The following is a 23,110-nucleotide window of genomic DNA, read 5'->3' as shown; positions in this document are numbered from 1 at the left end:
GGCGACTCACAACTTTACTCAAAGGAATTGAAAATGCTGAAGAAAAATATATCAATGCTTAAAAAAACAGTTCTGGGTACTGTATTTGCTATCAGTTGCACGCAAGCACTTGCGGCTGATTATACTGATGGCAATATTCGCAAAAATGATTTTAACTGGATGCAATTGAATTTAATGCAAAGTGTGGATGCGAAAGTACCGTATGGTATTCGTAATGACACCTATCTGGAACTGGAGTTCGGTGCACGTTCCGGAATTATCGATCTGTATGGTTATGTCGATTTTTTTGATATTTTAGACAGCAAGCAGGACGACCGTCACGGTGGCGATAACTTCTTCGCCAAGATATCCCCGCGGTTTTCCCTGGATGCTATTTTTAATAAAGATTTATCCGTGGGGCCGTTTAACGAATTCTATATCGCAACGGTGAATAACATTGGCGATCGGGAATTGTTTGAACATTACGTTGGTTTAGGTACGGATGTTAAGGTTCCATGGTTTGGTATGATGGGAATGAACATCTATGCACACTACGTTCGTGAAAACTACGGCGCGGATAACGAAGGTAAGTGGGATGGTTACATGTTCTCGACCAACTGGTCGACGCCGTTCTATACCTTCGCCAACGGCAGTTATCTCAATTATCAGGGATACTTTGACTATCAATTTGCCGCTAACAAGATAGCTAACCAGCCGCTATACAGTAATAACGCGATTGAATGGTATAACGGCATTTACTGGCATTCAGAGCACTACGCGGTAGGTTATGGATTGAAGTATTTCCGCAATATGGCATTGATGGAAAACCATGGTGGAGCAGGGCGCACCACCGGTCTTGGTCACTATTTCAATCTCACCTATAAGTTCTGATAGCGACCCGACGGCACACCAACACTCAGAATGGTTGGTGTGTCAGTCAATGATGTCGTTGCCGAGAAACTGGCGTAAACCTTCCAGATCCTTAATTTCCAGACCTTGTTTCGTGCGCGTTACCAGCCCGGCATCCGTCAACGCTTTTACCGCCCGTCGATATACCCTGTCGGTGGTGCCGAATCGTTCCGCTTCCTGATATTTTTTATGAAAACCATCCATCGGTTGCTTGTTCTGATGCTGGCGATACAGGTCGTACGCGACGTTGTGTACGATCGGGTAGAGCATCCGGTGCAGGAAAATTTCTAACATATCCTGATAGTCAACGGCCATCGCGCTGGCGAAAAATATTGCCAGTCTGGGGTGTTGGTCCAGCGCCTCTTCCAGGCGTTCACAGCTGCACACCGCAACGGTCAGCGGCTCTTCGGCTACGATATCCAGTTGGCAGCGGTAGCCGGTAAAAAACTCCATTTCTCCAAACAGTTGCTCATCGCATTCCATTGCGCCCAGTTGAAAACGACGCCCATTCTCAGCGCTGTAGCGCAAAGAAATTCTGCCCGACTGCACCATAATCAGGCGATCAACAATTTGTCCCTGGCGATAGAGATATTCATCTTCCTGGATAATCTGGGTTTCAGAGAGCAACTCCAGGAATATTTTCTCGATTAAGGCATCATCCTGCTGCCAGATATTGTGAAAACGACCTTTGGTAAGGGGTTTTAGCTGCATGGTCTAACGTCTTATGGTTTGAGATATTTCTTGTTCTGACTGTATGCCATCTGTTGAGTAATGTCATTAAACGTGAGCAGGGCCAGCGCGATGCTGACCCCGACGTATTAAGGATGGCTGATAAAGCGAGACAAGCGTTGGCGCAACACGCGGTTTTCCTGACGCAACTGCGCGTTCTCTTCTAACAATGTCAGCGCAACGGCGATTCCCGGCCAGTCAAGCTCCAGCTCCTGGCGCAGGCGCATTGCGCGTCGCATTACGGTCAGGGCATGATCGTCAAAGGTCTCGTCTTCATGGGGTTCAATCACCCCTAGGCCGACAATCTCATGCAGTTCCTCTTCTGATACACCGGTGTACAGACAAAATTCGGTAATGCTAAAGGTGACGGTGACGTTAGCCATTATGCTTTCCCCCACTCTTTGCGCGGATCAAAGGTCTTTTGTGCATCTGCCAGCTGTTGCCACAGGGTGGCTGTGTTGTCGTCAGGTTTCGGCGGCATCACGATTTTGATCACCGCGTACAAATCGCCGGTATGTTTTTTACTCACCAGACCTTTGCCTTTAATGCGTAACCGCTGCCCGGCCTGACTGCCCGCAGGGATGGTTAACAGGATGCTTTCTTTCAGCGTAGGTACGGTCACTTTCGCGCCCAAAGCGGCTTCCCACGGCGCTACGGGAACGACAACTTCCAGATCCTGATTGACGATATCAAACAGTGGGTGCGGTGCGATATGAATCACCAACCACAAATCACCATTCGGCCCTCCGTTTTCACCAGGGGTACCCTGGCCTTTCAAACGGATACGCTGACCGTTGCCCACGCCTGCCGGGATTTTCACGTTGAGCGTTTTGGGAATTTCCCGTTCAACCATGCCGAAGGCATTGTAAACCGGCAGGTTGTAACTGATCGTGCGGCTGTGCTCAGTGAGCGTTTCTTCGAGGAATACGGCAACTTCAATTTCAATATCATGTCCGCGACTGGCATGGCGCTGTCGCGTGTGGTGTGCATGCTGACCAAAAATGGAGGAGAAAATATCGTCGAAATCTTCGGCGCTGTAGTTTTGATTCTCTCCTTGCTGGAATTGACGGTTGAACTGAGGGTCGTTGCGGTGCTGCCACAACTGGTCGTACTCGGCGCGTCGCTGTTCATCACTCAGTACTTCCCAGGCTTCAGCGACCTCTTTGAACCGGGCCTCTGCGTCAGGCTCTTTGCTGACATCAGGATGGTATTTACGGGCGAGTCGACGATAGGCGGTCTTGATTGTCTTGAGATCGTCTGTCGGTTTCACGCCCATAATGGCGTAATAATCCTTTAATTCCATAGCGTTCTCTCGTGTAAATCAACACTTGCAGAAGGTGAACCCTGACAAAAGGTGTCACCGCTAAGTTTAGGGTAATCCTGATAACGGCGAATGCCAACCGGGAAGAAAGGATATCGGTATAAACGATGCTGGCGTCGCACCACCAACAGCGCGTTGCAAGGTGGTGGCGTCTGTTGTGTGGTGCGAATAGTCGGATTAGCGAAATATCAGGATTTGGTCATCAGGAAGCGGACCGTGTCTGCATAGTTCTGTACGAAAGAATTAAGGTCATCTGATTTCAGTCCCTTCGGATTGATCATATATTTACCGTTAATAAAAATGGCAGGCACACCTTTTAAGTCCACCGCTTTAGCCATTTCCTGTTGTTTGGCGGTGAGTGATTTCACGGCAAAGCTATTCCACGCAGCATCATAATCGCTGGCGCTAACGCCGGCGTTGATAAATACGTTACGAATATCGTCTGCTGTCTTAATCGTTTGTTTTTTCTGCACGGCATCAAAAAGCAATGGTTTCACTTTGTCCTCCACGTTCAGGAGAATGGCGACGGACCAGGCATGCGTCATGTCTTGCCCCAAAGGGCCTAAAAAATCGACGTGATACTCGGTGAGTTTGACATCAGCAGGCAGAACTTTTTTCACGTTATCAGTCACTTTAAACACTTCATCATATTGATAGCATGAAGGGCAGTAAAACGAGAAAAACTTCAGCGCCGCCGGTGCTGTAGCGACGGGTTTTTCCAGTGAAATAAATTCTTTGCCGTCGGTAAATGTTGCGGCCTGAGCGCTAACTGTGAAAAGTAATCCAATCAGGGGTAATAAATATTTTTTCATTTCCATATACTCTAAATAACATTTATTAAACATGTTGTTCTTGAAATGAACGGGTGTCCATTACGTTACGCTATAATACGATACTCACATTGCAAATGTGCTGACTCTTACTTTCATTTACGCATCAATACATGGCAGTACATTCGACGTGTCTTTTTTGTGCTGGTGTTAAATATTATCGGGTACCCTTTATAAATAATGAATAATAACTGGCGTAACATTTTAAGGGGGTATTTAATCCGCAATGTTATATTGTAATAAGGAATGCTGAAAATATGATGAATAATCATTTCACATATAGCGTTTTTATTGCGCGAGGGCGTGTATAACCTTCAAATAACAGGACATAACTTTACAGCGCAAAGGTTGCTAAAACCTGGCGAGTGGTTAAGATAACCCGCATCAATCTGTGAGGGTAGAATGGCGAAACGTCAACGGCTGGGATGGTGGTTCCTCTGTCTGGCATGTGTTGTGGTGATGGTTTGCACCGCGCAACGCATGGCGGGCCTGCATGCGTTGCAGATGAACACCGTTGCCACCAGCGTTGTCACAAGCGAACAAGCGCAACCTGATGAGGCTGCCCCGGTTACCCCTTGTGAACTGAGCGCGAAGTCGTTACTGGCTGCGCCGCCGGTACTGTTTGAGGGCATTATTCTGGCGCTGTGTCTGCTGCTGTCGCTACTGGCGCCAGTGCGGGCGTTTCGTTTACCTTTTTTCCCACCGCGAGCCATCTCGCCGCCCACTCTCAGGGTACATCTCCGATTTTGCGTCTTCCGTGAATGACAGAACAGCCGTTGCTGACTGTTAGATAATTATTCACGGAGAAAAACTATGATGACTGTTTTCAGGCAGGCGCTGCTCTGTCTGTTATTACTCTGGCTGCCCGTATCCTGGGCGGCTGACCCCGGCTGGCTACGTTCACCCGATAACGATCACGCCAGCGTGCGATTACGCGCCGATACCTCAGCCGCCGGTGAAACCCGTCTGCTGCTGGATGTTAAACTGGAAGATGGCTGGAAAACCTACTGGCGTTCGCCAGGGGAGGGGGGCATCGCGCCGTCTATCGCCTGGAAGGGCGAAATGCCGACGGTCGACTGGTTCTGGCCAACCCCTGCGCGTTTTGAGGTCGCCAATATCACCACCCAGGGGTATCACGATCGGGTGACGTTCCCGATGATGGTGCGCGGCAGATCGCCCGCCACGCTTAGCGGCGTGTTGACACTATCCACCTGTAGCAACGTTTGCCTGTTGACGGATTTTCCTTTTTCCGTGACGCCCACCGCCGAGGATCCGACTTTTGCGCATGACTACGCTCAGGCGATGGGGCAGATCCCGCTCGCCAGTGGCCTGACTGATTCTCTTCATGCCGGGGCGCGTGCTGGAGAACTGGTCGTTGAGGCGCAGCGCGCCGGAGGCTGGACTGCGCCAGGGCTGTATCTGGATGCCGTAGATGATGCGGATTTTGGTATGCCGCAAATCCAGGTTGACGGGGAAACGCTACGCGCCACGGTACCTGTCCATGATGGTTGGGGGGAAGGCGTGCCGGATCTGCGCGGTAAGTCGGTCACGCTGGTTTTGGCTGATAATGGCGTGGCGCAGGAAAGCCGTCTTGCGATTGGCGAAGCGCCAGCCATCGATAACGCTTCGCTTCCGCTGTGGCAGGTGGCGCTAATGGCGTTACTGGGCGGGTTGATTCTCAACCTGATGCCCTGCGTGTTACCGGTGCTGGGTATGAAGCTGGGTTCGATTTTACTGGTTGAGGAAAAAAGCCGCCGCCAGATTCGCCGTCAATTCCTCGCATCGGTAGCCGGAATACTGGTCTCCTTTATGGCGCTGGCGCTATTGATGACGGTACTGCGGTTAACCAATCAGGCGCTTGGCTGGGGGATCCAGTTCCAGAATCCGTGGTTCATCGGTGTCATGGTACTGGTGATGCTGACGTTCAGCGCCAGCCTGTTCGGGTGGTTTGAATTCCGTCTGCCTTCGGCGATGACCACCACGCTGGCGACTCATGGCGGCAACGGCCTGGCGGGACATTTCTGGCAAGGCGCATTTGCGACCCTGCTCGCCACGCCATGCAGCGCCCCGTTTCTGGGCACGGCGGTGGCGGTGGCGCTGACGGCCTCATTGCCGACGCTGTGGGGACTGTTTATCGCGCTAGGTCTGGGGATGAGTCTGCCGTGGCTGCTGGTGGCCCTGCGTCCCGGTCTGGCGCTGCGCCTGCCGCGGCCGGGGCGCTGGATGAATATCCTGCGGCGTTTGCTCGGCGTGATGATGCTGGGTTCGGCTATCTGGCTTGCGACATTGCTGCTCCCGCATTTAGGGCTGGCGGGGCAAAGTAGCGCTAAAGAGAGCGTGAACTGGCAACCGCTTAGCGAGCAGGCGATTGAAGAGGCGCTGGCGCAACACAAGCGTGTGTTTATTGACGTCACGGCGGACTGGTGTATTACCTGTAAGGTAAATAAATACAACGCCTTGCATAAAGATGACGTCCAGGCCGTGCTGCAGCAGCCGGATGTTGTGGCGCTGCGCGGCGACTGGACGCTCCCTTCTGAAGCCATCACCGAATTTTTGAAAAAACGCGGCCAGGTTGCTGTGCCGTATAACCAAATTTATGGCCCCGGTCTGCCGGAAGGTCAGGCGTTGCCAACGTTGTTAACCCGCGATGCGGTACTGCAAATGTTGAATGATGCTAAAGGAGTCATCCCATGAAGATGATGATTGTTCTGTTGTTAAGCCTGTTTTCCGCCGTCAGCGTGGCGAAAGAGCCTGCGCCATTTACCCCGGAGCAGGAAAAACAAATCGAAGCGCTTATTCAGGAAGCCCTGTTTAACGATCCCAACAGCCCACGAATTGGTGCAAAGCAGGCGAAACTGACGCTGATAAACTTTACCGATTACAATTGTCCATACTGTAAACAGCTCGATCCGATGCTGGAGAAAATTGTGCAGAAATACCCTGACGTGGCGGTGGTCATTAAACCGCTGCCATTTAAAGGGAAAAGTTCGGAACTGGCGGCGCGGACCGTGCTGACTACCTGGCATCAGCATCCGCAACAGTTTCTGGCGCTGCATGAAAAGCTGATGCAGAAGAAGGGCTATCATACTGACGTGAGTATCAAGCAGGCCCAGGAAAAAGCGGGTGCCAATCCGGTGACGCTGGACGCGCAAAGCGCTGAAACCCTGAGTACGAATCTGCAACTGGCGCGACTGGTCGGGGTGCAAGGTACTCCTGCAACGATTATTGGCGATGAACTCATTCCGGGCGCAGTACCATGGGAAACGCTTGAGGAAGTCGTAAAAGAAAAACTGGCGGCAGCCAATGGTCAGTAAGCTACGCCGCTGGCTGCGCGAAGGGGTGATCTTACTGGCGTTGTTGGCCGGTGTGATGCTGCTGATGGATGCCTGGCGTGCCCCGCAGCTCCCTGCCTCTTTTGACAGCACACCTTTACAAACGCTGGATGGTGAAACCGTCACGCTGGCGGCGCTGAGTCAAAACGAGCCAGTATTGCTCTATTTCTGGGCCAGCTGGTGCGGCGTGTGTCGCTTCACGACGCCGGAAGTCGCCAGGCTACGTTCGCAAGGGGAAAACGTGATGACCATTGCGCTACGCTCCGGCAATGAAGCCGAGGTATCCCGCTGGCTGTCGCGAAAAGGCGTGGACTTTCCGGTCATCAATGATGCAAACGGGGCAATTTCCCGCAGTTGGGCAATCAGCGTCACGCCCACGCTGGTGGTAATGTCGCAAGGCCGGGTGGTGTCTACAACCAGCGGCTGGACCAGCTACTGGGGCATGAAGCTTCGGTTGTGGTGGGCGAAAACGTTCTGATAATCGTGCCGGGGAAACCCGGCATTTTTTATGCTGCCGCCGCTAAAACGGGAGGACATATTTCGTTGTCTGGCGAAGCAAGCAGGGTGATTGATGTTCAGAATGAGTCACCTTCTCTTTGCAGGAAAGTGCAACATGACGAGTTCTGTAGCGTTTGGACCTTCTCTGGTAATGATGATTGCCGCCACATTTGTCCTCGCCGGCATGGTGAAAGGGGTCACCGGTATGGGGTTACCCACCGTGGCGATGGGGATCCTCGGATCGCTTATTTCGCCGGTTGCCGCGGCGGCAATGCTGCTCTTACCCTCGCTTATTAGTAATTTGTTTCAGTTTGGCGGCGGCGGTAATACACGCAGATTGCTCAAACGGCTGTGGCCTATGCTGTTGACGGTAGTGGTGGCGACCCTGCTTGCCAGCGCCTGGATTACCGGCGGCGACACGGCCCGTACCCAGTTTGCGCTCGGCGTAGCGCTGGTGGCTTACGCCATCTGGACGTTGGCGGGTAAGACGATCGCGGTGGCCGCGCACCGTGAAAAACCATACTCCCTTGTTGTTGGATTCGTTACCGGCTTGCTGACCGGCGGAACCGGCGTATTTGTGATGCCTGCGGTGCCCTGGATCCAATCCCTGGGTTTTGAGAAAGATGAACTGGTGCAGGCCCTGGGGATCTCTTTCACATTTTCAACGCTGGCGCTGGCGCTCGGACTGTGGTGGCACAATGCGCTGCCCGCACAGTCGCTGAGCTTATCGGCGTTGGCCATTGTGCCTGCGCTTATTGGTCAGTGGATGGGGACTCGTGTGCGACGGGTTATATCTCCGCTGGTGTTTAAACGCTGTTTTCTGTTGTGTTTGCTTGGACTGGGTGTAGAGATGATGGTGCGTGCGGCGTGACCCTTCGGTGACTTTAGCGCGTTTTCATGGCATCGTTAATTCAGATATTTAGCGCCAACGAGGTCACTATGGTATCCGTGATGTTAAAGGAAGAAGAGGGCGAGCTGGAGTCGCGCATGGCGCTCACTGCGGCAGTCATGGCCGATAAATCGCGCTCGCGTATGCTGTGTGCGCTGATGGATGGCCGCGCCTGGACCGCGACCGAACTTAGCGCCGTAGCGGATGTATCCGCTTCGACCGCCAGCGCGCATCTGGCGCGTTTGTGCGAACAACATTTTGTGGTGGCGCTCGCTCAGGGAAGACATCGTTATTTTCGCCTCGCAAGCGCGGAGATTGCTGAACTGCTGGAACGACTGATGGGGGTGGCGTGGGCGACATCTACCCCTCGAAAAATCACCACGCCCCTAAGTTTGCGGCATGCCCGCACCTGCTACGACCATCTCGCCGGAGAAGTGGCGGTGAGACTGTTTGATACGTTCGTTTCCCGTCAGTGGTTAACGCCGGATGGTGAAACGCTAACTGAACTCGGGCAGGAAAAACTGACGGAAATGGGGATCGTCCTCTTTACCGGCTCGTCACGGCGGAAATTAGCCTGCGGTTGTCTGGACTGGAGTGAGCGACGTTACCATCCTGGCGGCGTGCTTGGCGCAACGCTGCTACGTTGGTTTACCGAACAAAAGTGGATTAAAACGCAGACCGGTAGTCGCCATGTCACCTTTACCCCACCAGGGATCCGCAAACTCAATAGCGAGTTCGGTATTAAAACAACACGGTAGATGCCCTGTTTTGCGAAAGCGTTCCCGGAAAAATGTCCTGTTTCTGTCACACTCTGTTGTGATTGATAACAACAAGAGGTCGTAGGGATGAATAAATCGTTAATCGCCGCAGCCGTGGCAGGGGCTGTATTAGTGTCAGGCGCCGCGTACGCGCAGACCGCGCCGGAAGGCTACCAGCTTCAGCAAGTATTGATGATGAGTCGGCATAACTTACGTGCACCTTTAGCCAATAACGGCAGCGTTCTTGAGCAGTCCACGCCTAAACAATGGCCGGAATGGGATGTTCCTGGCGGGCAACTCACCACCAAAGGCGGCGTGCTGGAAGTCTATATGGGTCACTACATGCGTGAGTGGCTGGCAGAGCAAGGGATGGTAAAAACGGGCGAATGTCCGGCTCCGGACACGGTCTATACCTATGCGAATAGCCTACAGCGTACGGTTGCTACGGCGCAGTTCTTTGTCACCGGCGCATTCCCGGGGTGCGACGTTCCAGTTCATCATCAGGAAAAAATGGGCACTATGGATCCCACCTTTAACCCGGTGATCACCGATGATTCTGCCGCCTTCAGCCAGCAGGCTGTCCAGGCGATGGAAAAAGAGCGCAGCAAAATGCAGCTCAGCGACAGCTATCAATTGCTTGAGCAAATGACAGACTACAAAGACTCGCCATCCTGCAAAGAAAAACAGCAGTGTTCCCTGACCGACGCCAAAGATACGTTCAGCGCCAAATACCAACAGGAGCCGGGGGTGTCAGGACCATTAAAGGTGGGGAACTCGCTGGTCGATGCTTTCACGCTGCAATATTACGAAGGATTCCCGATGGACCAGGTCGCCTGGGGGGAAATTAAGTCCGATCAACAGTGGAAGGTGCTGTCGAAGCTGAAAAATGGCTATCAGGACAGCCTGTTCACCTCGCCGGAAGTGGCGCAGAACGTCGCCAAACCGCTGGTGAAATATATTGATAATGCGCTGGTCACCGAACGCATGAAAGCACCGAAAATAACCGTGCTGGTGGGGCATGACTCAAACATTGCTTCGCTGCTCACCGCGCTGGATTTCAAACCGTATCAGCTTCACGACCAGAACGAGCGTACGCCGATCGGCGGGAAGATTGTCTTCCAGCGCTGGCATGACAGCAAGGCGAATCGTGATCTGATGAAAATCGAATATGTCTATCAAAGCTCGCAGCAGTTGCGTAATGCGGATGTCCTGACGCTGAAATCCCCGGCGCAGCGTGTGACGCTGGAGCTGAAAGGGTGTCCGGTAGATGCGAACGGCTTTTGCCCAATCGATAAGTTCGATAGCGTGTTGAATGAGGCGGCGAAGTAGAAGTAAAAGAAAAACTCCCCCGTGCGAGCGGGGGAGTCAGAGCGCTAGACGTTTTTGCGTTCGATAGTCTGTTCACCCCAAAAGAGCGAATCTTTGTCTGTTTTCTCAAAGGCTTTGATGAGCACCTCATCGCTACCTTCTTCCCAAATTTTTTCCGCCAGTTTCTCGTCATAATGCGCGACTTCAAAAATGGCTTCGGCTATTTCCGGCGATGTATTGCGCAGACTTGCCCATTCACCGACGTGATGGGCTTTCGCTTCTTGAGTTGGCATTCGAATCCTCCTGTTGAAGATTAGCCGTTGAGTTTTACTGCCAGACCTGCGACATATTCACCCTGATAGCGGGCGATAGACAACTCTTCCTGACTTGGCTGACGGGAGCCGTCGCCTCCGGCGATGGTGGTTGCGCCGTAAGGCGTACCGCCGCGAACCTGTGAGACATCAAACAGCTCTTGCGCTGCGTAGCCGATCGGCACAATCACCATCCCATGATGGGCAAGCGTCGTCCAGGTTGAGGTAATGGTTTGTTCCTGACCGCCGCCGGTCCCCGTTGAGCTGAATACGCTGGCGAGTTTGCCGTACAGCGCGCCGGAAGCCCACAGCCCGCCAGTCTGGTCAAGGAAAGTACGCATCTGGCCGGACATATTGCCAAAGCGTGTGGGGGTACCAAAAATGATGGCGTCGTAATCAGCCAGTTCTTGCGGGGTGGCGACTGGTGCATTTTGTGTTTTACCGCCCGCCTTGAGGAAAATCTCAGGCTGCATGGTTTCCGGTACACGCTTAATGATGACTTCCGCGCCGTCTACCTTATTTGCACCTTCTGCAACTGCATGGGCCATAGTTTCAATGTGTCCGTACATGGAATAATAAAGCACCAGAACTTTTGCCATTTTACACTACTCCTCGAGTTAACCGTGTCCGTAGCGATTCGCTACCTACCTATAAAGATATGACGTACTGTCAGGAGTGCAAATTTCACAAACACTTCTTTGATTTATAACAATTTTTATAACATCCTCTTTTGTTGCAAAATGATACATATTTAACCGTGCGAAATTTGGTAGTCATAAGAAAGGCTTATTGATTTCTTCTTGTTATTATTTTGATCATGCAGCGGATCCTGTTGCAGGATATTACAGTTTGCTGGTCAACAGGCCGCTCTTCGCTAAGCTTAATTCCACGCAGTGAAAACAAGGGCCTCGCCCAGACGCTGCGTTGAGGTATCACTCCTCAGTACCTATGCAATATGATGTCTAATCAATGACGGAGGTCAGTAATGGCAAACCATCGAGGCGGTTCCGGTAACTTTGCGGAAGACCGCGAAAGAGCATCAGAAGCAGGTCGAAAAGGTGGCCAGCACAGCGGGGGCAACTTCAAGAATGACCCGCAACGCGCTTCAGAAGCAGGCAAGAAAGGGGGCAAAAATAGCCACGGCAACAATAAATCGTAATTATTGCATTGCCTGTTAGTTATGTCGTGACGGTCTCGTGTTTCATCTTAGCCGTCACGAAGCCACCGCCGCCGGGATCATCCGGCGGTTTTTTTTGTCAGCAAGGTTGAACTGTAACAAAACGCAACGCAGACTAATGACATTCTGTTAATCGGGTGTCTCATGTCTTTACTTTCTCGTTATTCCTTTTCGGTTAAACCTCAGGAGGCGATCCTCATTGTGATCACCATGTTCTGGGGTGGAACGTTTTTGGCGGTGCAATATGCCGTTACTCTGAGCGGGCCCTTTTTCTTTGTCGGTGTGCGTTTTGCTACTGCCGCGCTGGCCGTTGCGCTTCTGTCGTGGCGAACGCTGCATAAGCTGACCTGGCTGGAGTTTAAAGCTGGCGTGGCAATTGGCATTGCGATAGCGCTGGGCTATAGCCTGCAAACCTGGGGATTGCAGTTTATTCCCAGCAGTAAATCGGCGTTTATTACCGCGATGTACGTACCGCTGGTGCCGCTGTTGCAATGGCTGTGCCTGGGGCGTATGCCTGGCCTGATGCCGTGTGTCGGGATTGTACTGGCCTTTATCGGGTTGATTTTTCTTGCCGGACCGGGGGGAAATTTACTGGCGCTGGGTGAAGGTGAGTGGATCACGCTCGCGGGCGCGGTGGCGATTGCGGCAGAAATTATTCTGATTAGCGCGTGGGCGGGAAAAGTAGATGTGCGTCGGGTAACGGTGGTGCAACTGGCAACCGCTTCTGTGGCGGCGTTTATTGCCATGGCCCCGGCAGGAGAGGCTGTACCGCCGATGTCGACAGGATTGCTGGTGGTCGCGCTGGGATTAGGAATATTTAGCGCGATTATTCAGGTCACCATGAACTGGGCGCAGCGCAGCGTTTCGCCGACGCGGGCGACGGTCATCTACACCGGAGAGCCGGTGTGGGCGGGGATCTTTGGTCGTCTGGCGGGTGAACGCCTACCGCTACTGGCTTTGTTAGGCGCAGCATTCATTATTGTTGGCGTGCTGGTCAGCGAACTGAAGTTCAAGAAGAAAAAAGCGCAGCCGCAGGCGGCGCCTCCTGAATCGCTTTAATTTAACCATTCACCGTGTGATTTGGTATGCTGACGCCCTCACAAGAAGGAGAGGGCGCATGGTCCAACGCGCAGAGAAAAAAAACGGTAAACGCTCGCAGGCCGTCAGTGCAAAACGTCAGGCTATTTTAACCGCGGCATTAAATATCTTCTCCCAATATGGGATCCATGGTACGCGTCTGGAACAGGTAGCAGAGCAGGCGGGGGTGTCAAAAACGAATCTGCTCTATTATTACCCGTCAAAAGAGGTGCTCTATATTGCCGTTTTACGGCAAATCCTCGACATCTGGCTGGCACCGCTAAAGGCGTTTCGCGAAGACTTTGCGCCGCTGGTGGCCATTAAAGAATATATTCGCCTGAAGCTGGAAGTGTCGCGCGATTACCCGCAGGCTTCCCGGTTATTCTGCATGGAGATGCTGGCGGGCGCGCCATTGTTGATGGCTGAATTAACGGGCGATCTTAAAACGCTGATTGATGAGAAATCCGCTTTGATTGCCGGATGGGTCAGCAGTGGGAAACTGGCTCCTGTCGATCCGCACCATCTGATTTTCATGATTTGGGCTTCAACACAGCATTATGCAGACTTTGCCCCACAGGTAGAGGCGGTAACGGGCGCAACGCTGCGTGATGAAGCCTTTTTTAACCAGACCGTTGAGAGCGTACAGCGGATGATTATCGAAGGGATCCGCGTGCGTTAGCTGGCAGGCGGTAGCGGACAGCTTAAATCGCCTTCTTCACACTGTAAAAGCGAGGCGAGAAACGCTTCGCGCTCGTTGGTCTTATCCGTTAAACACTGGCTGGAAATCATCGCCTGGGCGCTTCCGCCTTCGGTACCGGAACTGATTAACGCACAGTCTGCATCGCGCAGGGTTATCCACGAAGTTTGCGCTTTTTTCAGTAAATCGCGCTGGGTCGGGGCGGCGCGCTTCAGCGCATTCTGATACGTTTCATTAAGTTTGGCGTCGGCCGCTTTAAACTGCTCTGCCGCACAGGTGTTCATTTCAGCTTGATTATTCGCGTTGGCGCAGTCATCTGCCAGCGCCTGGCCGCTCAGCAGCAGCGCTGCACATGTCAGTAAAATTCGTTTCATGTTTCCCTCTGACTTTATAAAAAAGGCCCCGTTACCGGAGCCTTAATTAACCACAACCTTAGCCGATTGTCATCAGGCTGGCGTTGCCTCCGGCGGCGGCGGTATTGACGCTCAGGGAGCGTTCAATATACAGCCTCTCAAGCAGGATATTGCTTTCGCCGCGGGCAAAGCCCTGAACCGACACAATCGCTCCTTCACGAGCCGCCACCGCTTCACACAGCGCGCGAAGCTGATCGGAATCGCCATGGAAAATTACGGCATCAAACGGCTGTGTGGCGATGTTGTCCGCTTTGGCAAACTGAATCCGCCCGGAGACTGCAACTGGCAGACGTTTTGCCAGTTCGCGATGGAACGCATCATCCGGCCACAGGATCAAGCTTCCCACCGAAGTCACAGCGGCAACCTGCACCAGCGCATCCTGCTCGTCATCAGCGATACACAGTACGCGCTCGCGCGGTAACAGCGTCCAGGTATTGCGCTCGCCGGTTGGTCCTGGCAGCAGACGTTGCGTTCCGGCCTGCGCCAGTTCACCAAACTGCTGGCAAAGCGCACGCAGCGACGGACGATCGGCGGCCCATTCGGTGAGTGCTTCCAGCGGTTGCACGAGAGCCGCTTTGAGCTGCGCATCGACAGGATAGTCTGCATCCTGACGGGCAAGCGTAATGCCCAGCGCATTCTCCGGGCGGTTAGCCAGCAGGCGGTACAGGTACAGCGGTCCACCTGCTTTTGGTCCGGTTCCTGACAAGCCTTCGCCACCGAATGGTTGCACCCCGACGACGGCGCCAACCATATTACGGTTAACGTACAGGTTCCCAACATGTGCAGATCCCGTGACCTGAGCGATGGTTTCATCGATACGGGTGTGGACGCCCAGCGTCAGGCCGTAACCGGAGGCATTAATTTGTTCAATCAGGCTGCCCAGATTGTTACGGGTGTAACGCACGACATGCAGTACCGGACCGAACACCTCTTTTTGTAATTCATCGAAGCTTTCCAGCTCGATAAGCGTCGGAGCGATAAAGGTACCGGTTTGCCATTCCCGCGCATCGTCACTGTTCTCACGCACGGCCTGGAATACCGGACGTCCTTTGGCGCGCATGGCCTGAATATGGCGCTCAATATTGGCTTTGGCTTCTTCATCGATAACCGGCCCAATATCGGTAGTCAGGCGACCCGGATTACCCATACGGCATTCTGCCATCGCCCCGCGCAGCATTTTCAGCGTGTGGTCGGCAATATCATCCTGCAGACACAGCACGCGCAGCGCGGAGCAGCGTTGTCCGGCACTGTCAAAAGCAGAAGCCAACACGTCGACCACCACCTGTTCCGTCAGCGCTGAGGAGTCGACGATCATCGCATTCATACCACCGGTTTCGGCGATAAGTGGGATTGGACGGCCCTGAGCATCAAGGCGGGTCGCGATATTGCGTTGCAACAGCGTGGCGACTTCCGTTGAGCCGGTAAACATCACGCCGCGTACGCGCTCATCGGAAGTGAGCTGCGCCCCGACGGTTTCGCCCTGGCCTGGCAACAGCTGTACCACGCCCGGCGGTACGCCCGCTTCGAGTAAAATAGCGATACCCTGGGCGGCAATCAGCGGAGTTTGTTCCGCTGGTTTTGCCAGTACGCTGTTGCCTGCGGCCAGCGCGGCGGCAATCTGTCCGCTGAAAATGGCCAGCGGGAAGTTCCACGGGCTGATACAAACTACCGGGCCTAACGGACGATGGGTTTCATTATCGAAGTCATCGCGTACCTGGCCTGCATAATAGTGCAAGAAGTCTACCGCTTCGCGCACTTCTGCAATGGCGTTGCTGAAGGTTTTACCCGCTTCGCGCACCAGAATGCCAATTAATTGCTGCATCTGGCCTTCCATCAGAACGGCAGCGCGATGCAAAATAGCGGCGCGCTCTTGTGGCGGCGTCGCAAACCAGATTGGCGCATTATTGACGGCGTTTTGTAATGCCTGTTCCACTTCGCTGTGAGTCGCTTCACGCACGTAGCCGACAATGTCTTTTGGCTCGGCCGGGTTAACGACCGGGGTCATTTCACCGTCAGCAACCGGCTGCTCGAGAATCGGTTTGGCATGCCATTTTTGCAGCGCGCTATTGAGCAGGGCAGAGGACAGCGAGGCCAGACGATGTTCGTTAGCCAAATCCAGTCCGCCTGAGTTTTCCCGGCCTTTACCGTACAGGTCGCGCGGCAGGGGAATCTTCGGATGCGGTAAACCTGTCTGGCCTTCCTGTTGCGCCAGTTTTTCCACGGCTTCGACTGGATCGGCAACCAGTTCGTCCAGCGGCAAGGTGGTGTCAGCAATGCGGTTGACGAACGAGGTGTTGGCGCCGTTTTCCAGCAGACGACGCACCAGGTACGCCAGCAGGGTTTCGTGTGTACCTACCGGCGCATAAATACGGCATGGACGGTTCAGTTTGCCATCCGCGACTTTGCCCGTAACCTGCTCGTACAGGGGTTCGCCCATACCGTGCAGGCACTGGAACTCATACTGACCAGGATAATAGTTTTGCCCCGCTAATTGATAAATCGCCGCCAGCGTGTGGGCGTTATGGGTGGCGAACTGCGGGTAGATCAGATTCGGTACGGCCAGCAGTTTTTTCGCACAGGCCAGATAGGAAACGTCGGTATACACCTTACGGGTATAAACCGGATAGCCTTCCAGACCGTCCATTTGCGCACGTTTGATTTCGCTATCCCAGTATGCGCCTTTAACCAGACGGATCATCAGGCGGCGGCGACTGCGGGTAGCGAGATCGATCAGATAGTCGATAACAAATGGGCAGCGCTTCTGGTAGGCCTGGATAACAAAGCCGATACCGTTCCAGCCCGCCAGTTCGGGTTCGAAGCACAGTTTTTCCAGCAGATCGAGGGAGATCTCCAGTCGGTCAGCCTCTTCGGCGTCGATATTAATACCGATGTCGTACTGACGGGCCAGCAGTGTCAACGATTTCAGGCGCGGATAGAGTTCATCCATCACGCGGTCATATTGCGCGCGGCTATAGCGCGGGTGCAGCGCCGACAGCTTAATAGAGATACCGGGCCCTTCATAAATGCCGCGTCCATTAGACGCTTTACCAATGGCGTGGATCGCCTGCTGGTAAGAAACCAGATAAGCCTGAGCATCAGCGGCGGTTAGCGCCGCTTCGCCCAGCATGTCGTAGGAGTAGCGGAAACCTTTTTCTTCCAGTTTACGTGCGTTAGCCAGCGCTTCGGCGATGGTTTCTCCGGTGACGAACTGTTCGCCCATCAGGCGCATCGCCATGTCGACGCCTTTACGCACTAAAGGTTCGCCGCTCTTGCCGATAATACGGTTGAGCGAGCGGGAGAGGCTGGCTTCGTTATGCGTAGAAACCAGACGACCGGTAAACAACAGTCCCCAGGTCGCCGCGTTAACGAACAGAGACGGGCTACGCCCAATGTGCGACTGCCAGTTACCGTTGCTGATTTTGTCGCGGATCAACGCATCGCGGGTTGCCTTATCGGGAATACGCAGCAGGGCTTCCGCCAGACACATCAGCGCCACGCCTTCCTGCGAAGAAAGGGAGAACTCCTGCAATAAACCTTGTACCATTCCGGCGCGACCGCTGGCAGTCTTCTGGTTACGCAGTTTGTCGGCCAGATCGTACGCCAGCTTATGCGCCTGCTCGGCGATGGGTTGCGGCAGACGTGCCTGCTCCATCAGCATTGGCACGGCGTCGGTTTCGGCGCGGCGGTACGCGGCGGTGATTGCCGCGCGGGAAACGGACTGCGGCAGAATTTGTTCGGCAAATTCCAGGAAAGGCTGATGCGTTTCATTCTGCGGCGTGGTTGACTCCTCGCCCTCATTCGCCGCGCCTGCCAGCAGTGCCGGCAGTTCAGGAAGCGCATCGTCGTTTTCCAGTCTTTCAAGATAATTAAAGATGGCTTGTTTAATCAGCCAATGCGGTGTGCGATCGATTCGTGATGCGGCTGTTTTAATACGCTCGCGAGTGGCGTCATCCAGCTTAACCCCCATCGTGGTGGTTCCCATGCCGTTTACTCCTGTTGTACTGAAATACGGGTCTGATAGTTACCGAGAAATATCCACTATGTTGCAACTTTGTGCAACCGTGTTAAATGTGACGTGGTTTGCAAGCTTGAAAATGAATGAAATGTTAATAAAGTTGGTGTTCGTGACAGGGCGAATAAAAATTACGGAATCTTTTTCTCTGCGGTAGTTAACACTTTTCAAAGGTGCAACCAAGAAAAGTGTGAGAGAGTGCAACCTACAGAAAAATGCTATCTACTCTGGATCAATTTTGATGTAAATGGTGTGTTAAATCGATTGTGAATGACCATCGCTTCCGGCAGGATACGGTCGCCTGGTAAACATAGATATCTTTGCCACGTTCCGGCAGGGTAATAAAACGGCAAGCCACGGCATTGCTGATACATAATTTTGGAGAGTTTTGATGGCTATTAGCACACCGATGTTAGTGACATTCTGTGTCTATATTTTCGGCATGATATTGATAGGGTTTATTGCATGGCGTTCAACCAAAAACTTTGACGATTACATTCTGGGTGGACGCAGTCTGGGTCCATTCGTGACCGCGTTATCCGCTGGCGCATCCGATATGAGTGGCTGGTTGCTGATGGGGCTGCCAGGCGCGATTTTCCTGTCGGGGATTTCAGAAAGCTGGATCGCCATCGGCCTTATTTTGGGCGCATGGATCAACTGGAAGCTGGTGGCCGGACGTTTACGCGTACACACCGAATACAATAACAATGCGCTGACGTTACCGGATTACTTTACCGGTCGCTTTGAAGATAAAAGCCGCATTCTGCGGATTATCTCCGCGCTGGTTATTCTGCTGTTTTTCACCATCTATTGTGCTTCAGGGATTGTGGCAGGGGCGCGTCTGTTTGAAAGCACCTTTGGCATGAGCTACGAAACAGCACTGTGGGCGGGGGCGGCTGCGACGATCATTTATACCTTTATCGGTGGTTTTCTGGCGGTAAGCTGGACTGATACCGTTCAGGCCAGCCTGATGATCTTTGCTCTGATCCTGACGCCGGTCATGGTCATTATCGGCGTGGGTGGATTCGATGATTCGCTGGAAGTGATTAAACAAAAGAGCATTGAGAACGTAGACATGTTCAAAGGGCTGAATTTTGTTGCCATCATTTCTCTGATGGGTTGGGGCCTGGGCTACTTTGGCCAGCCGCATATTCTGGCGCGCTTTATGGCGGCAGATTCTCACCATAGTATTGTGCATGCACGTCGTATTAGCATGACCTGGATGATCCTGTGTCTGGGCGGCGCAGTTGCCGTTGGTTTCTTCGGTATCGCTTACTTTAATAACAACCCGTCGCTGGCAGGTGCCGTTAACCAGAACGCTGAGCGTGTGTTTATTGAACTGGCGCAAATCCTGTTCAACCCGTGGATTGCCGGTATTCTGCTGTCTGCAATCCTCGCGGCGGTGATGTCGACCTTAAGTTGCCAACTGCTGGTGTGTTCCAGCGCAATCACCGAAGATTTGTACAAAGCGTTCCTGCGTAAAAATGCCAGCCAGAAAGAGCTGGTGTGGATTGGTCGTATCATGGTGCTGGTTGTGGCCCTGGTGTCCATCGCACTGGCGGCCAACCCGGAGAACCGTGTACTGGGTCTGGTAAGCTACGCCTGGGCAGGCTTTGGCGCGGCGTTTGGTCCGGTGGTTCTGTTCTCGGTAATGTGGTCGCGTATGACCCGCAACGGCGCGCTGGCAGGGATGATCATCGGCGCGGTGACGGTAATCGTCTGGAAGCAGTTTGCCTGGCTGGGTCTGTATGAAATCATCCCTGGCTTTATTTTCGGCAGCATCGGTATTGTCGTCTTTAGTCTGTTGGGTAAAGCACCATCAACCGCAATGCAGCAACGTTTTGCCGAGGCTGACGCGCATTATCACTCCGCGCCGCCGCCTCGTTTACAGGCAGAATAATCTACCTTTGTCCTCAGGCCCGCCGCGTGCGCAATACCGTTCGGTTAAGCATGTATGGAGAACGTTTTACCCTGAATTAGTTTCCGTTCACCTTATGTGCATTGCTTCTCTGATATCGCTATACCTGTGAACGTGCAAGGGAGGCTCACCGCCGCCTCCCTTGCATCCCAGGCTTCCGGCGGGAAAATCGTCGCTGCGCGAGCTATTCGTCTTATGCCGTCTGCCTGTCGGGTCGGGGCCGAGCCTGCGTCCCTGCAGGCCGTCCCCTCTGTCCGCATCCCTGCGGACAGACCCGGTCAGCCGTCAACGCCTCATCGATTTTCAGCCGGACCGGGGTCATCGCTTCAACGCTCTGACTTTCAGTAAAATCTTTTTTGCTGTTCAACATATTCAAATAAAAACACAGGAGGTCAGGTGTGGCTGGTCCGGCTGAAAATTGCCGACGTGTTTCCGTAAGGCCGGGAGAGGCAGCATGGATGCTGGCTCAGGGCGCGCTTTGCAGGGACGCTACCTCGCGCCCGGCCCGGTCGCCTGGAGGAATAAACGGAGGGGACCGCGGAGCGGCAATTTTCCCGCCGGGAGCCGGGATTGTAAAGGGCGTGGCGGAGAACGCCCTTTACACGTTCACAGGAATCGGTGTTTCAGAGAAACGATGTACATGAGGTGAACGGAATCCTTTCTCTGAAATAGCATGTTCATTACCTTCGCGAATACAGGTTGATGCTTTCTGATATAGAGGCGTTAACTTAATGACATTGACGCATGTGGGGGGCTTTTATTACCTACGCTGCAAGCTCGCTATAACCATTACCTGCCTAACCTTTTACATTCAGTCATCATTCTCAAAACATTCTGCTTGAGTTTTTCTTTCCTGTAATGATAATCACTATCACTGTAATTTACTTTTCTTTGCATCAATTGACTGAGAATAACGTTTAAGGGTTCTTCGCATGTTTGTTCCATTTCTAATTATGTTGCGCGAAGGGTTAGAGGCCGCGCTGATTGTCAGCCTGATTGCCAGCTACCTGAAACGGACTCAGCGTGGTCGTTGGATTGGTGTGATGTGGATTGGTGTGCTGCTGGCGGCGGCGTTATGCCTGGCGTTAGGGATTTTCATCAACGAAACCACCGGGGAATTTCCGCAAAAAGAGCAGGAGCTGTTCGAAGGCATCGTGGCGGTCATTGCCGTGGTGATCCTCACCTGGATGGTGTTCTGGATGCGTAAAGTTTCACGTAACGTCAAAGTCCAGCTTGAACAGGCTGTCGATAACGCGTTGCAGCGCGGCAACCATCACGGCTGGGCGCTGGTGATGATGGTCTTTTTTGCCGTCGCCCGCGAGGGGCTGGAGTCGGTGTTCTTCCTGCTGGCGGCGTTTCAGCAGGATGTCGGCATCTGGCCGCCGCTGGGCGCGATGCTGGGGCTGGCCACCGCGGTGGTACTGGGTTACCTGATCTACCTCGGCGGTATTCGTCTCAATCTCGGGGCATTCTTCAAGTGGACCAGTCTGTTCATTTTGCTGGTGGCCGCCGGACTTGCCGCTGGAGCCATCCGCGCCTTCCACGAAGCCGGGTTATGGAATCATTTTCAGGATGTGGCGTTTGACATAAGCAGCATACTTTCGACGCACTCGCTGTTTGGCACGTTGATGGAAGGAATCTTCGGCTATCAGGAGGCGCCAAGCGTGAGTGAAGTGGCTGTCTGGTTTATCTACCTGATTCCGGCATTCATTATTTTTGCGCTACCGCCGCGTTCAGGCACTACGGCATCGCGTACCGCACCTTAAAAACAACGCGATGCGGAATACTTTTTAGTTACAACATACTTATTCAAAGGACCAGGTTATGACGTTTCATTTTCGCCGTAGTGCGCTGCAGTTGGGTATTGCCACGCTGTTTGCATCCGTTTTTTCTGCACAAGCCGCCGATATTCCGCAGGTGAAAGTCACGGTTAACGATAAACAGTGTGAGCCGATGACGATCACGGTTAACGCCGGGAAAACGCAGTTCATCATCCAGAACCACAGCCAGAAAGCGCTGGAGTGGGAGATCCTCAAAGGCGTTATGGTGGTTGAAGAGCGCGAAAACATTGCGCCGGGCTTTAGCCAGAAAATGACGGCCAACCTGCAGCCTGGCGAATATGATATGACCTGTGGCTTGTTGACCAACCCGAAAGGCAAATTGATCGTAAAAGGAAGCGCTACAGCGGATGCCGCGCACAGTGATGCTCTGTTGAGTCTGGGCGGCGCGATTACCGAGTACAAAGCCTACGTGACGGCAGAAACCGCGCAACTGGTAGCGGGTACCAAAGCCTTCACCGATGCGATTAAAGTCGGCGATGTGGAAAAAGCAAAATCCTTGTATGCGCCAACGCGTCAGCACTACGAGCGTATTGAACCGATTGCCGAACTGTTCTCCGATCTCGATGGCAGCATTGATGCGCGGGAAGATGATTACGAACAAAAAGCTGCCGATCCGAAATTTACCGGCTTCCACCGTCTGGAAAAAGCGCTGTTCGGTGACAATACCACCAAAGGGATGGACAAGTATGCCGACCAGTTAAACCACGATGTCCTTGACCTGCAAACGCGTATTAGCGAGCTGGCCTTCCCACCGTCTAAAGTGGTAGGTGGCGCGGCAGGGCTGATCGAAGAAGTCGCAGCCAGCAAAATCAGTGGGGAAGAAGATCGCTACAGCCATACCGATCTGTGGGATTTCCAGGCCAACGTTGATGGCGCGCAGAAAATTGTCGATCTCCTGCGTCCGCAGTTACAAAAATCCAATGCTGAACTGTTAGCGAAGGTGGATGCGAACTTCAAAAAAGTCGATACCATTCTGAGCAAGTACCGTACCAAAGACGGTTTTGAAACCTATGACAAACTGACCGATGCCGATCGCAATGCGCTGAAAGGGCCAATCACGACGCTGGCGGAAGACTTGTCACAATTACGCGGTGTTCTGGGTCTGGATTAA

The 23,110-nt window shown here is 53.2% G+C and carries 22 protein-coding genes; 14 read left to right on the top strand and 8 right to left on the bottom strand.

Annotation, left to right across the window (positions count from 1 at the left end; all coding sequences use genetic code 11):
• Window positions 1-33: 33 nt before the first annotated feature.
• Entirely contained in the window at window positions 34-870 is an 837-nt protein-coding gene (locus tag AC534G_RS15890; protein ID WP_069323282.1) for a nucleoside-specific channel-forming Tsx family protein, read from the top strand.
• A 42-nt stretch (window positions 871-912) separates the two neighbouring features.
• Here AC534G_RS15890 and AC534G_RS15885 read toward each other — a convergent pair whose 3' ends face one another.
• The 4 genes from AC534G_RS15885 to dsbA form a co-directional block, all read right to left on the bottom strand.
• Window positions 913-1,599 (bottom strand): Crp/Fnr family transcriptional regulator, encoded by a 687-nt coding sequence (locus AC534G_RS15885; RefSeq protein WP_110498410.1) that lies wholly within the window; start codon window positions 1,597-1,599, stop codon window positions 913-915.
• 107 nt (window positions 1,600-1,706) lie between these two features.
• Window positions 1,707-2,000: a chaperone modulator CbpM gene (cbpM, locus tag AC534G_RS15880; RefSeq protein ID WP_038639509.1), complete on the bottom strand. Its 294-nt coding sequence runs from the start codon at window positions 1,998-2,000 to the stop codon at window positions 1,707-1,709.
• The gene (gene cbpA / locus AC534G_RS15875; protein WP_085048559.1) at window positions 2,000-2,920 is read right to left on the bottom strand and encodes a curved DNA-binding protein; all 921 of its coding nucleotides are present in this window, start codon (window positions 2,918-2,920) and stop codon (window positions 2,000-2,002) included. The genes cbpM and cbpA overlap by 1 nt, the downstream gene beginning before the upstream one ends.
• Window positions 2,921-3,126: 206 nt before the next feature.
• A complete protein-coding gene (dsbA, locus tag AC534G_RS15870; RefSeq protein ID WP_110498837.1) occupies window positions 3,127-3,750 on the bottom strand; it encodes a thiol:disulfide interchange protein DsbA in 624 nt (207 codons plus the stop codon).
• 420 nt (window positions 3,751-4,170) lie between these two features.
• Here dsbA and AC534G_RS15865 point away from each other — a divergent pair, with 420 nt between their 5' ends.
• From AC534G_RS15865 to agp, 7 genes are all read left to right on the top strand, one after another.
• On the top strand, window positions 4,171-4,533 hold the full coding sequence (locus tag AC534G_RS15865; RefSeq protein ID WP_038639515.1) for a hypothetical protein: 363 nt from the start codon (window positions 4,171-4,173) through the stop codon (window positions 4,531-4,533).
• Between the two features lie 48 nt (window positions 4,534-4,581).
• Window positions 4,582-6,462 (top strand): cytochrome c biogenesis protein CcdA, encoded by a 1,881-nt coding sequence (locus AC534G_RS15860; RefSeq protein ID WP_110498408.1) that lies wholly within the window; start codon window positions 4,582-4,584, stop codon window positions 6,460-6,462.
• A complete protein-coding gene (locus tag AC534G_RS15855; RefSeq protein WP_085048557.1) occupies window positions 6,459-7,082 on the top strand; it encodes a DsbA family protein in 624 nt (207 codons plus the stop codon). The genes AC534G_RS15860 and AC534G_RS15855 overlap by 4 nt, the downstream gene beginning before the upstream one ends.
• Window positions 7,072-7,578, top strand: a complete 507-nt coding sequence (locus tag AC534G_RS15850; protein ID WP_496594427.1) for a protein disulfide oxidoreductase — start codon at window positions 7,072-7,074, stop codon at window positions 7,576-7,578. The genes AC534G_RS15855 and AC534G_RS15850 overlap by 11 nt, the downstream gene beginning before the upstream one ends.
• Window positions 7,579-7,713: 135 nt before the next feature.
• On the top strand, window positions 7,714-8,469 hold the full coding sequence (locus AC534G_RS15845) for a sulfite exporter TauE/SafE family protein (RefSeq protein ID WP_087857509.1): 756 nt from the start codon (window positions 7,714-7,716) through the stop codon (window positions 8,467-8,469).
• A gap of 68 nt (window positions 8,470-8,537) precedes the next feature.
• Complete coding sequence (locus tag AC534G_RS15840) at window positions 8,538-9,245, top strand: ArsR/SmtB family transcription factor (protein ID WP_038639530.1); 708 nt, start codon at window positions 8,538-8,540, stop codon at window positions 9,243-9,245.
• 87 nt (window positions 9,246-9,332) lie between these two features.
• Window positions 9,333-10,574 (top strand): bifunctional glucose-1-phosphatase/inositol phosphatase, encoded by a 1,242-nt coding sequence (agp, locus tag AC534G_RS15835; RefSeq protein ID WP_038639533.1) that lies wholly within the window; start codon window positions 9,333-9,335, stop codon window positions 10,572-10,574.
• 44 nt (window positions 10,575-10,618) lie between these two features.
• Here the strand turns inward: agp and AC534G_RS15830 are convergent, their stop codons facing one another.
• Window positions 10,619-10,846, bottom strand: a complete 228-nt coding sequence (locus AC534G_RS15830; RefSeq protein WP_038639537.1) for a YccJ family protein — start codon at window positions 10,844-10,846, stop codon at window positions 10,619-10,621.
• Window positions 10,847-10,866: 20 nt separating this feature from the next.
• On the bottom strand, window positions 10,867-11,463 hold the full coding sequence (gene wrbA / locus AC534G_RS15825; RefSeq protein ID WP_003036019.1) for an NAD(P)H:quinone oxidoreductase: 597 nt from the start codon (window positions 11,461-11,463) through the stop codon (window positions 10,867-10,869).
• Window positions 11,464-11,849: 386 nt separating this feature from the next.
• Between wrbA and AC534G_RS15820 the strand changes: the two genes are divergently transcribed.
• From AC534G_RS15820 to rutR, 3 genes are all read left to right on the top strand, one after another.
• Window positions 11,850-12,023, top strand: coding sequence for a con-10 family general stress protein (locus tag AC534G_RS15820; RefSeq protein ID WP_003036022.1), 174 nt, complete (start codon window positions 11,850-11,852; stop codon window positions 12,021-12,023).
• Window positions 12,024-12,185: 162 nt separating this feature from the next.
• A complete protein-coding gene (locus AC534G_RS15815; protein WP_110498406.1) occupies window positions 12,186-13,100 on the top strand; it encodes a DMT family transporter in 915 nt (304 codons plus the stop codon).
• A gap of 58 nt (window positions 13,101-13,158) precedes the next feature.
• Window positions 13,159-13,797: an HTH-type transcriptional regulator RutR gene (gene rutR / locus AC534G_RS15810; protein WP_038639547.1), complete on the top strand. Its 639-nt coding sequence runs from the start codon at window positions 13,159-13,161 to the stop codon at window positions 13,795-13,797.
• On the opposite strand, the gene AC534G_RS15805 is transcribed toward rutR, so the two are convergent.
• Window positions 13,794-14,189: a lysozyme inhibitor LprI family protein gene (locus tag AC534G_RS15805; protein ID WP_085048551.1), complete on the bottom strand. Its 396-nt coding sequence runs from the start codon at window positions 14,187-14,189 to the stop codon at window positions 13,794-13,796. The two genes, rutR and AC534G_RS15805, sit on opposite strands and share 4 nt — an antisense overlap.
• A gap of 58 nt (window positions 14,190-14,247) precedes the next feature.
• Complete coding sequence (gene putA, locus AC534G_RS15800; RefSeq protein ID WP_085048550.1) at window positions 14,248-18,210, bottom strand: trifunctional transcriptional regulator/proline dehydrogenase/L-glutamate gamma-semialdehyde dehydrogenase; 3,963 nt, start codon at window positions 18,208-18,210, stop codon at window positions 14,248-14,250.
• Window positions 18,211-18,631: 421 nt separating this feature from the next.
• Between putA and putP the strand changes: the two genes are divergently transcribed.
• The 3 genes from putP to efeO all read left to right on the top strand — a co-directional run bounded on the left by putP (window position 18,632) and on the right by efeO (window position 23,110).
• Window positions 18,632-20,140 (top strand): sodium/proline symporter PutP, encoded by a 1,509-nt coding sequence (gene putP, locus AC534G_RS15795; RefSeq protein ID WP_496594426.1) that lies wholly within the window; start codon window positions 18,632-18,634, stop codon window positions 20,138-20,140.
• Between the two features lie 950 nt (window positions 20,141-21,090).
• Entirely contained in the window at window positions 21,091-21,924 is an 834-nt protein-coding gene (efeU, locus tag AC534G_RS15790) for an iron uptake transporter permease EfeU (protein WP_038639559.1), read from the top strand.
• A gap of 58 nt (window positions 21,925-21,982) precedes the next feature.
• Window positions 21,983-23,110: an iron uptake system protein EfeO gene (efeO, locus tag AC534G_RS15785; protein ID WP_069323293.1), complete on the top strand. Its 1,128-nt coding sequence runs from the start codon at window positions 21,983-21,985 to the stop codon at window positions 23,108-23,110.

It is taken from the genome of Citrobacter sp. CRE-46 (assembly GCF_059615875.1).
This window is presented reverse-complemented; position numbering and strand designations above follow the sequence as displayed.

Coding starts and splice junctions, on each gene's coding strand:
- rutR (WP_038639547.1), top strand. CDS start 13,159: ATGGTCCAACGCGCAGAGAAAAAAAACGGTAAACGCTCGCAGGCCGTC.
- AC534G_RS15850 (WP_496594427.1), top strand. CDS start 7,072: ATGGTCAGTAAGCTACGCCGCTGGCTGCGCGAAGGGGTGATCTTACTG.
- dsbA (WP_110498837.1), bottom strand. CDS start 3,750: ATGAAAAAATATTTATTACCCCTGATTGGATTACTTTTCACAGTTAGC.
- AC534G_RS15855 (WP_085048557.1), top strand. CDS start 6,459: ATGAAGATGATGATTGTTCTGTTGTTAAGCCTGTTTTCCGCCGTCAGC.
- AC534G_RS15840 (WP_038639530.1), top strand. CDS start 8,538: ATGGTATCCGTGATGTTAAAGGAAGAAGAGGGCGAGCTGGAGTCGCGC.
- AC534G_RS15865 (WP_038639515.1), top strand. CDS start 4,171: ATGGCGAAACGTCAACGGCTGGGATGGTGGTTCCTCTGTCTGGCATGT.
- efeO (WP_069323293.1), top strand. CDS start 21,983: ATGACGTTTCATTTTCGCCGTAGTGCGCTGCAGTTGGGTATTGCCACG.
- efeU (WP_038639559.1), top strand. CDS start 21,091: ATGTTTGTTCCATTTCTAATTATGTTGCGCGAAGGGTTAGAGGCCGCG.
- putA (WP_085048550.1), bottom strand. CDS start 18,210: ATGGGAACCACCACGATGGGGGTTAAGCTGGATGACGCCACTCGCGAG.
- cbpA (WP_085048559.1), bottom strand. CDS start 2,920: ATGGAATTAAAGGATTATTACGCCATTATGGGCGTGAAACCGACAGAC.
- AC534G_RS15890 (WP_069323282.1), top strand. CDS start 34: ATGCTGAAGAAAAATATATCAATGCTTAAAAAAACAGTTCTGGGTACT.
- AC534G_RS15845 (WP_087857509.1), top strand. CDS start 7,714: ATGACGAGTTCTGTAGCGTTTGGACCTTCTCTGGTAATGATGATTGCC.
- agp (WP_038639533.1), top strand. CDS start 9,333: ATGAATAAATCGTTAATCGCCGCAGCCGTGGCAGGGGCTGTATTAGTG.
- AC534G_RS15885 (WP_110498410.1), bottom strand. CDS start 1,599: ATGCAGCTAAAACCCCTTACCAAAGGTCGTTTTCACAATATCTGGCAG.
- AC534G_RS15820 (WP_003036022.1), top strand. CDS start 11,850: ATGGCAAACCATCGAGGCGGTTCCGGTAACTTTGCGGAAGACCGCGAA.
- cbpM (WP_038639509.1), bottom strand. CDS start 2,000: ATGGCTAACGTCACCGTCACCTTTAGCATTACCGAATTTTGTCTGTAC.
- AC534G_RS15815 (WP_110498406.1), top strand. CDS start 12,186: ATGTCTTTACTTTCTCGTTATTCCTTTTCGGTTAAACCTCAGGAGGCG.
- putP (WP_496594426.1), top strand. CDS start 18,632: ATGGCTATTAGCACACCGATGTTAGTGACATTCTGTGTCTATATTTTC.
- AC534G_RS15830 (WP_038639537.1), bottom strand. CDS start 10,846: ATGCCAACTCAAGAAGCGAAAGCCCATCACGTCGGTGAATGGGCAAGT.
- AC534G_RS15860 (WP_110498408.1), top strand. CDS start 4,582: ATGATGACTGTTTTCAGGCAGGCGCTGCTCTGTCTGTTATTACTCTGG.
- AC534G_RS15805 (WP_085048551.1), bottom strand. CDS start 14,189: ATGAAACGAATTTTACTGACATGTGCAGCGCTGCTGCTGAGCGGCCAG.
- wrbA (WP_003036019.1), bottom strand. CDS start 11,463: ATGGCAAAAGTTCTGGTGCTTTATTATTCCATGTACGGACACATTGAA.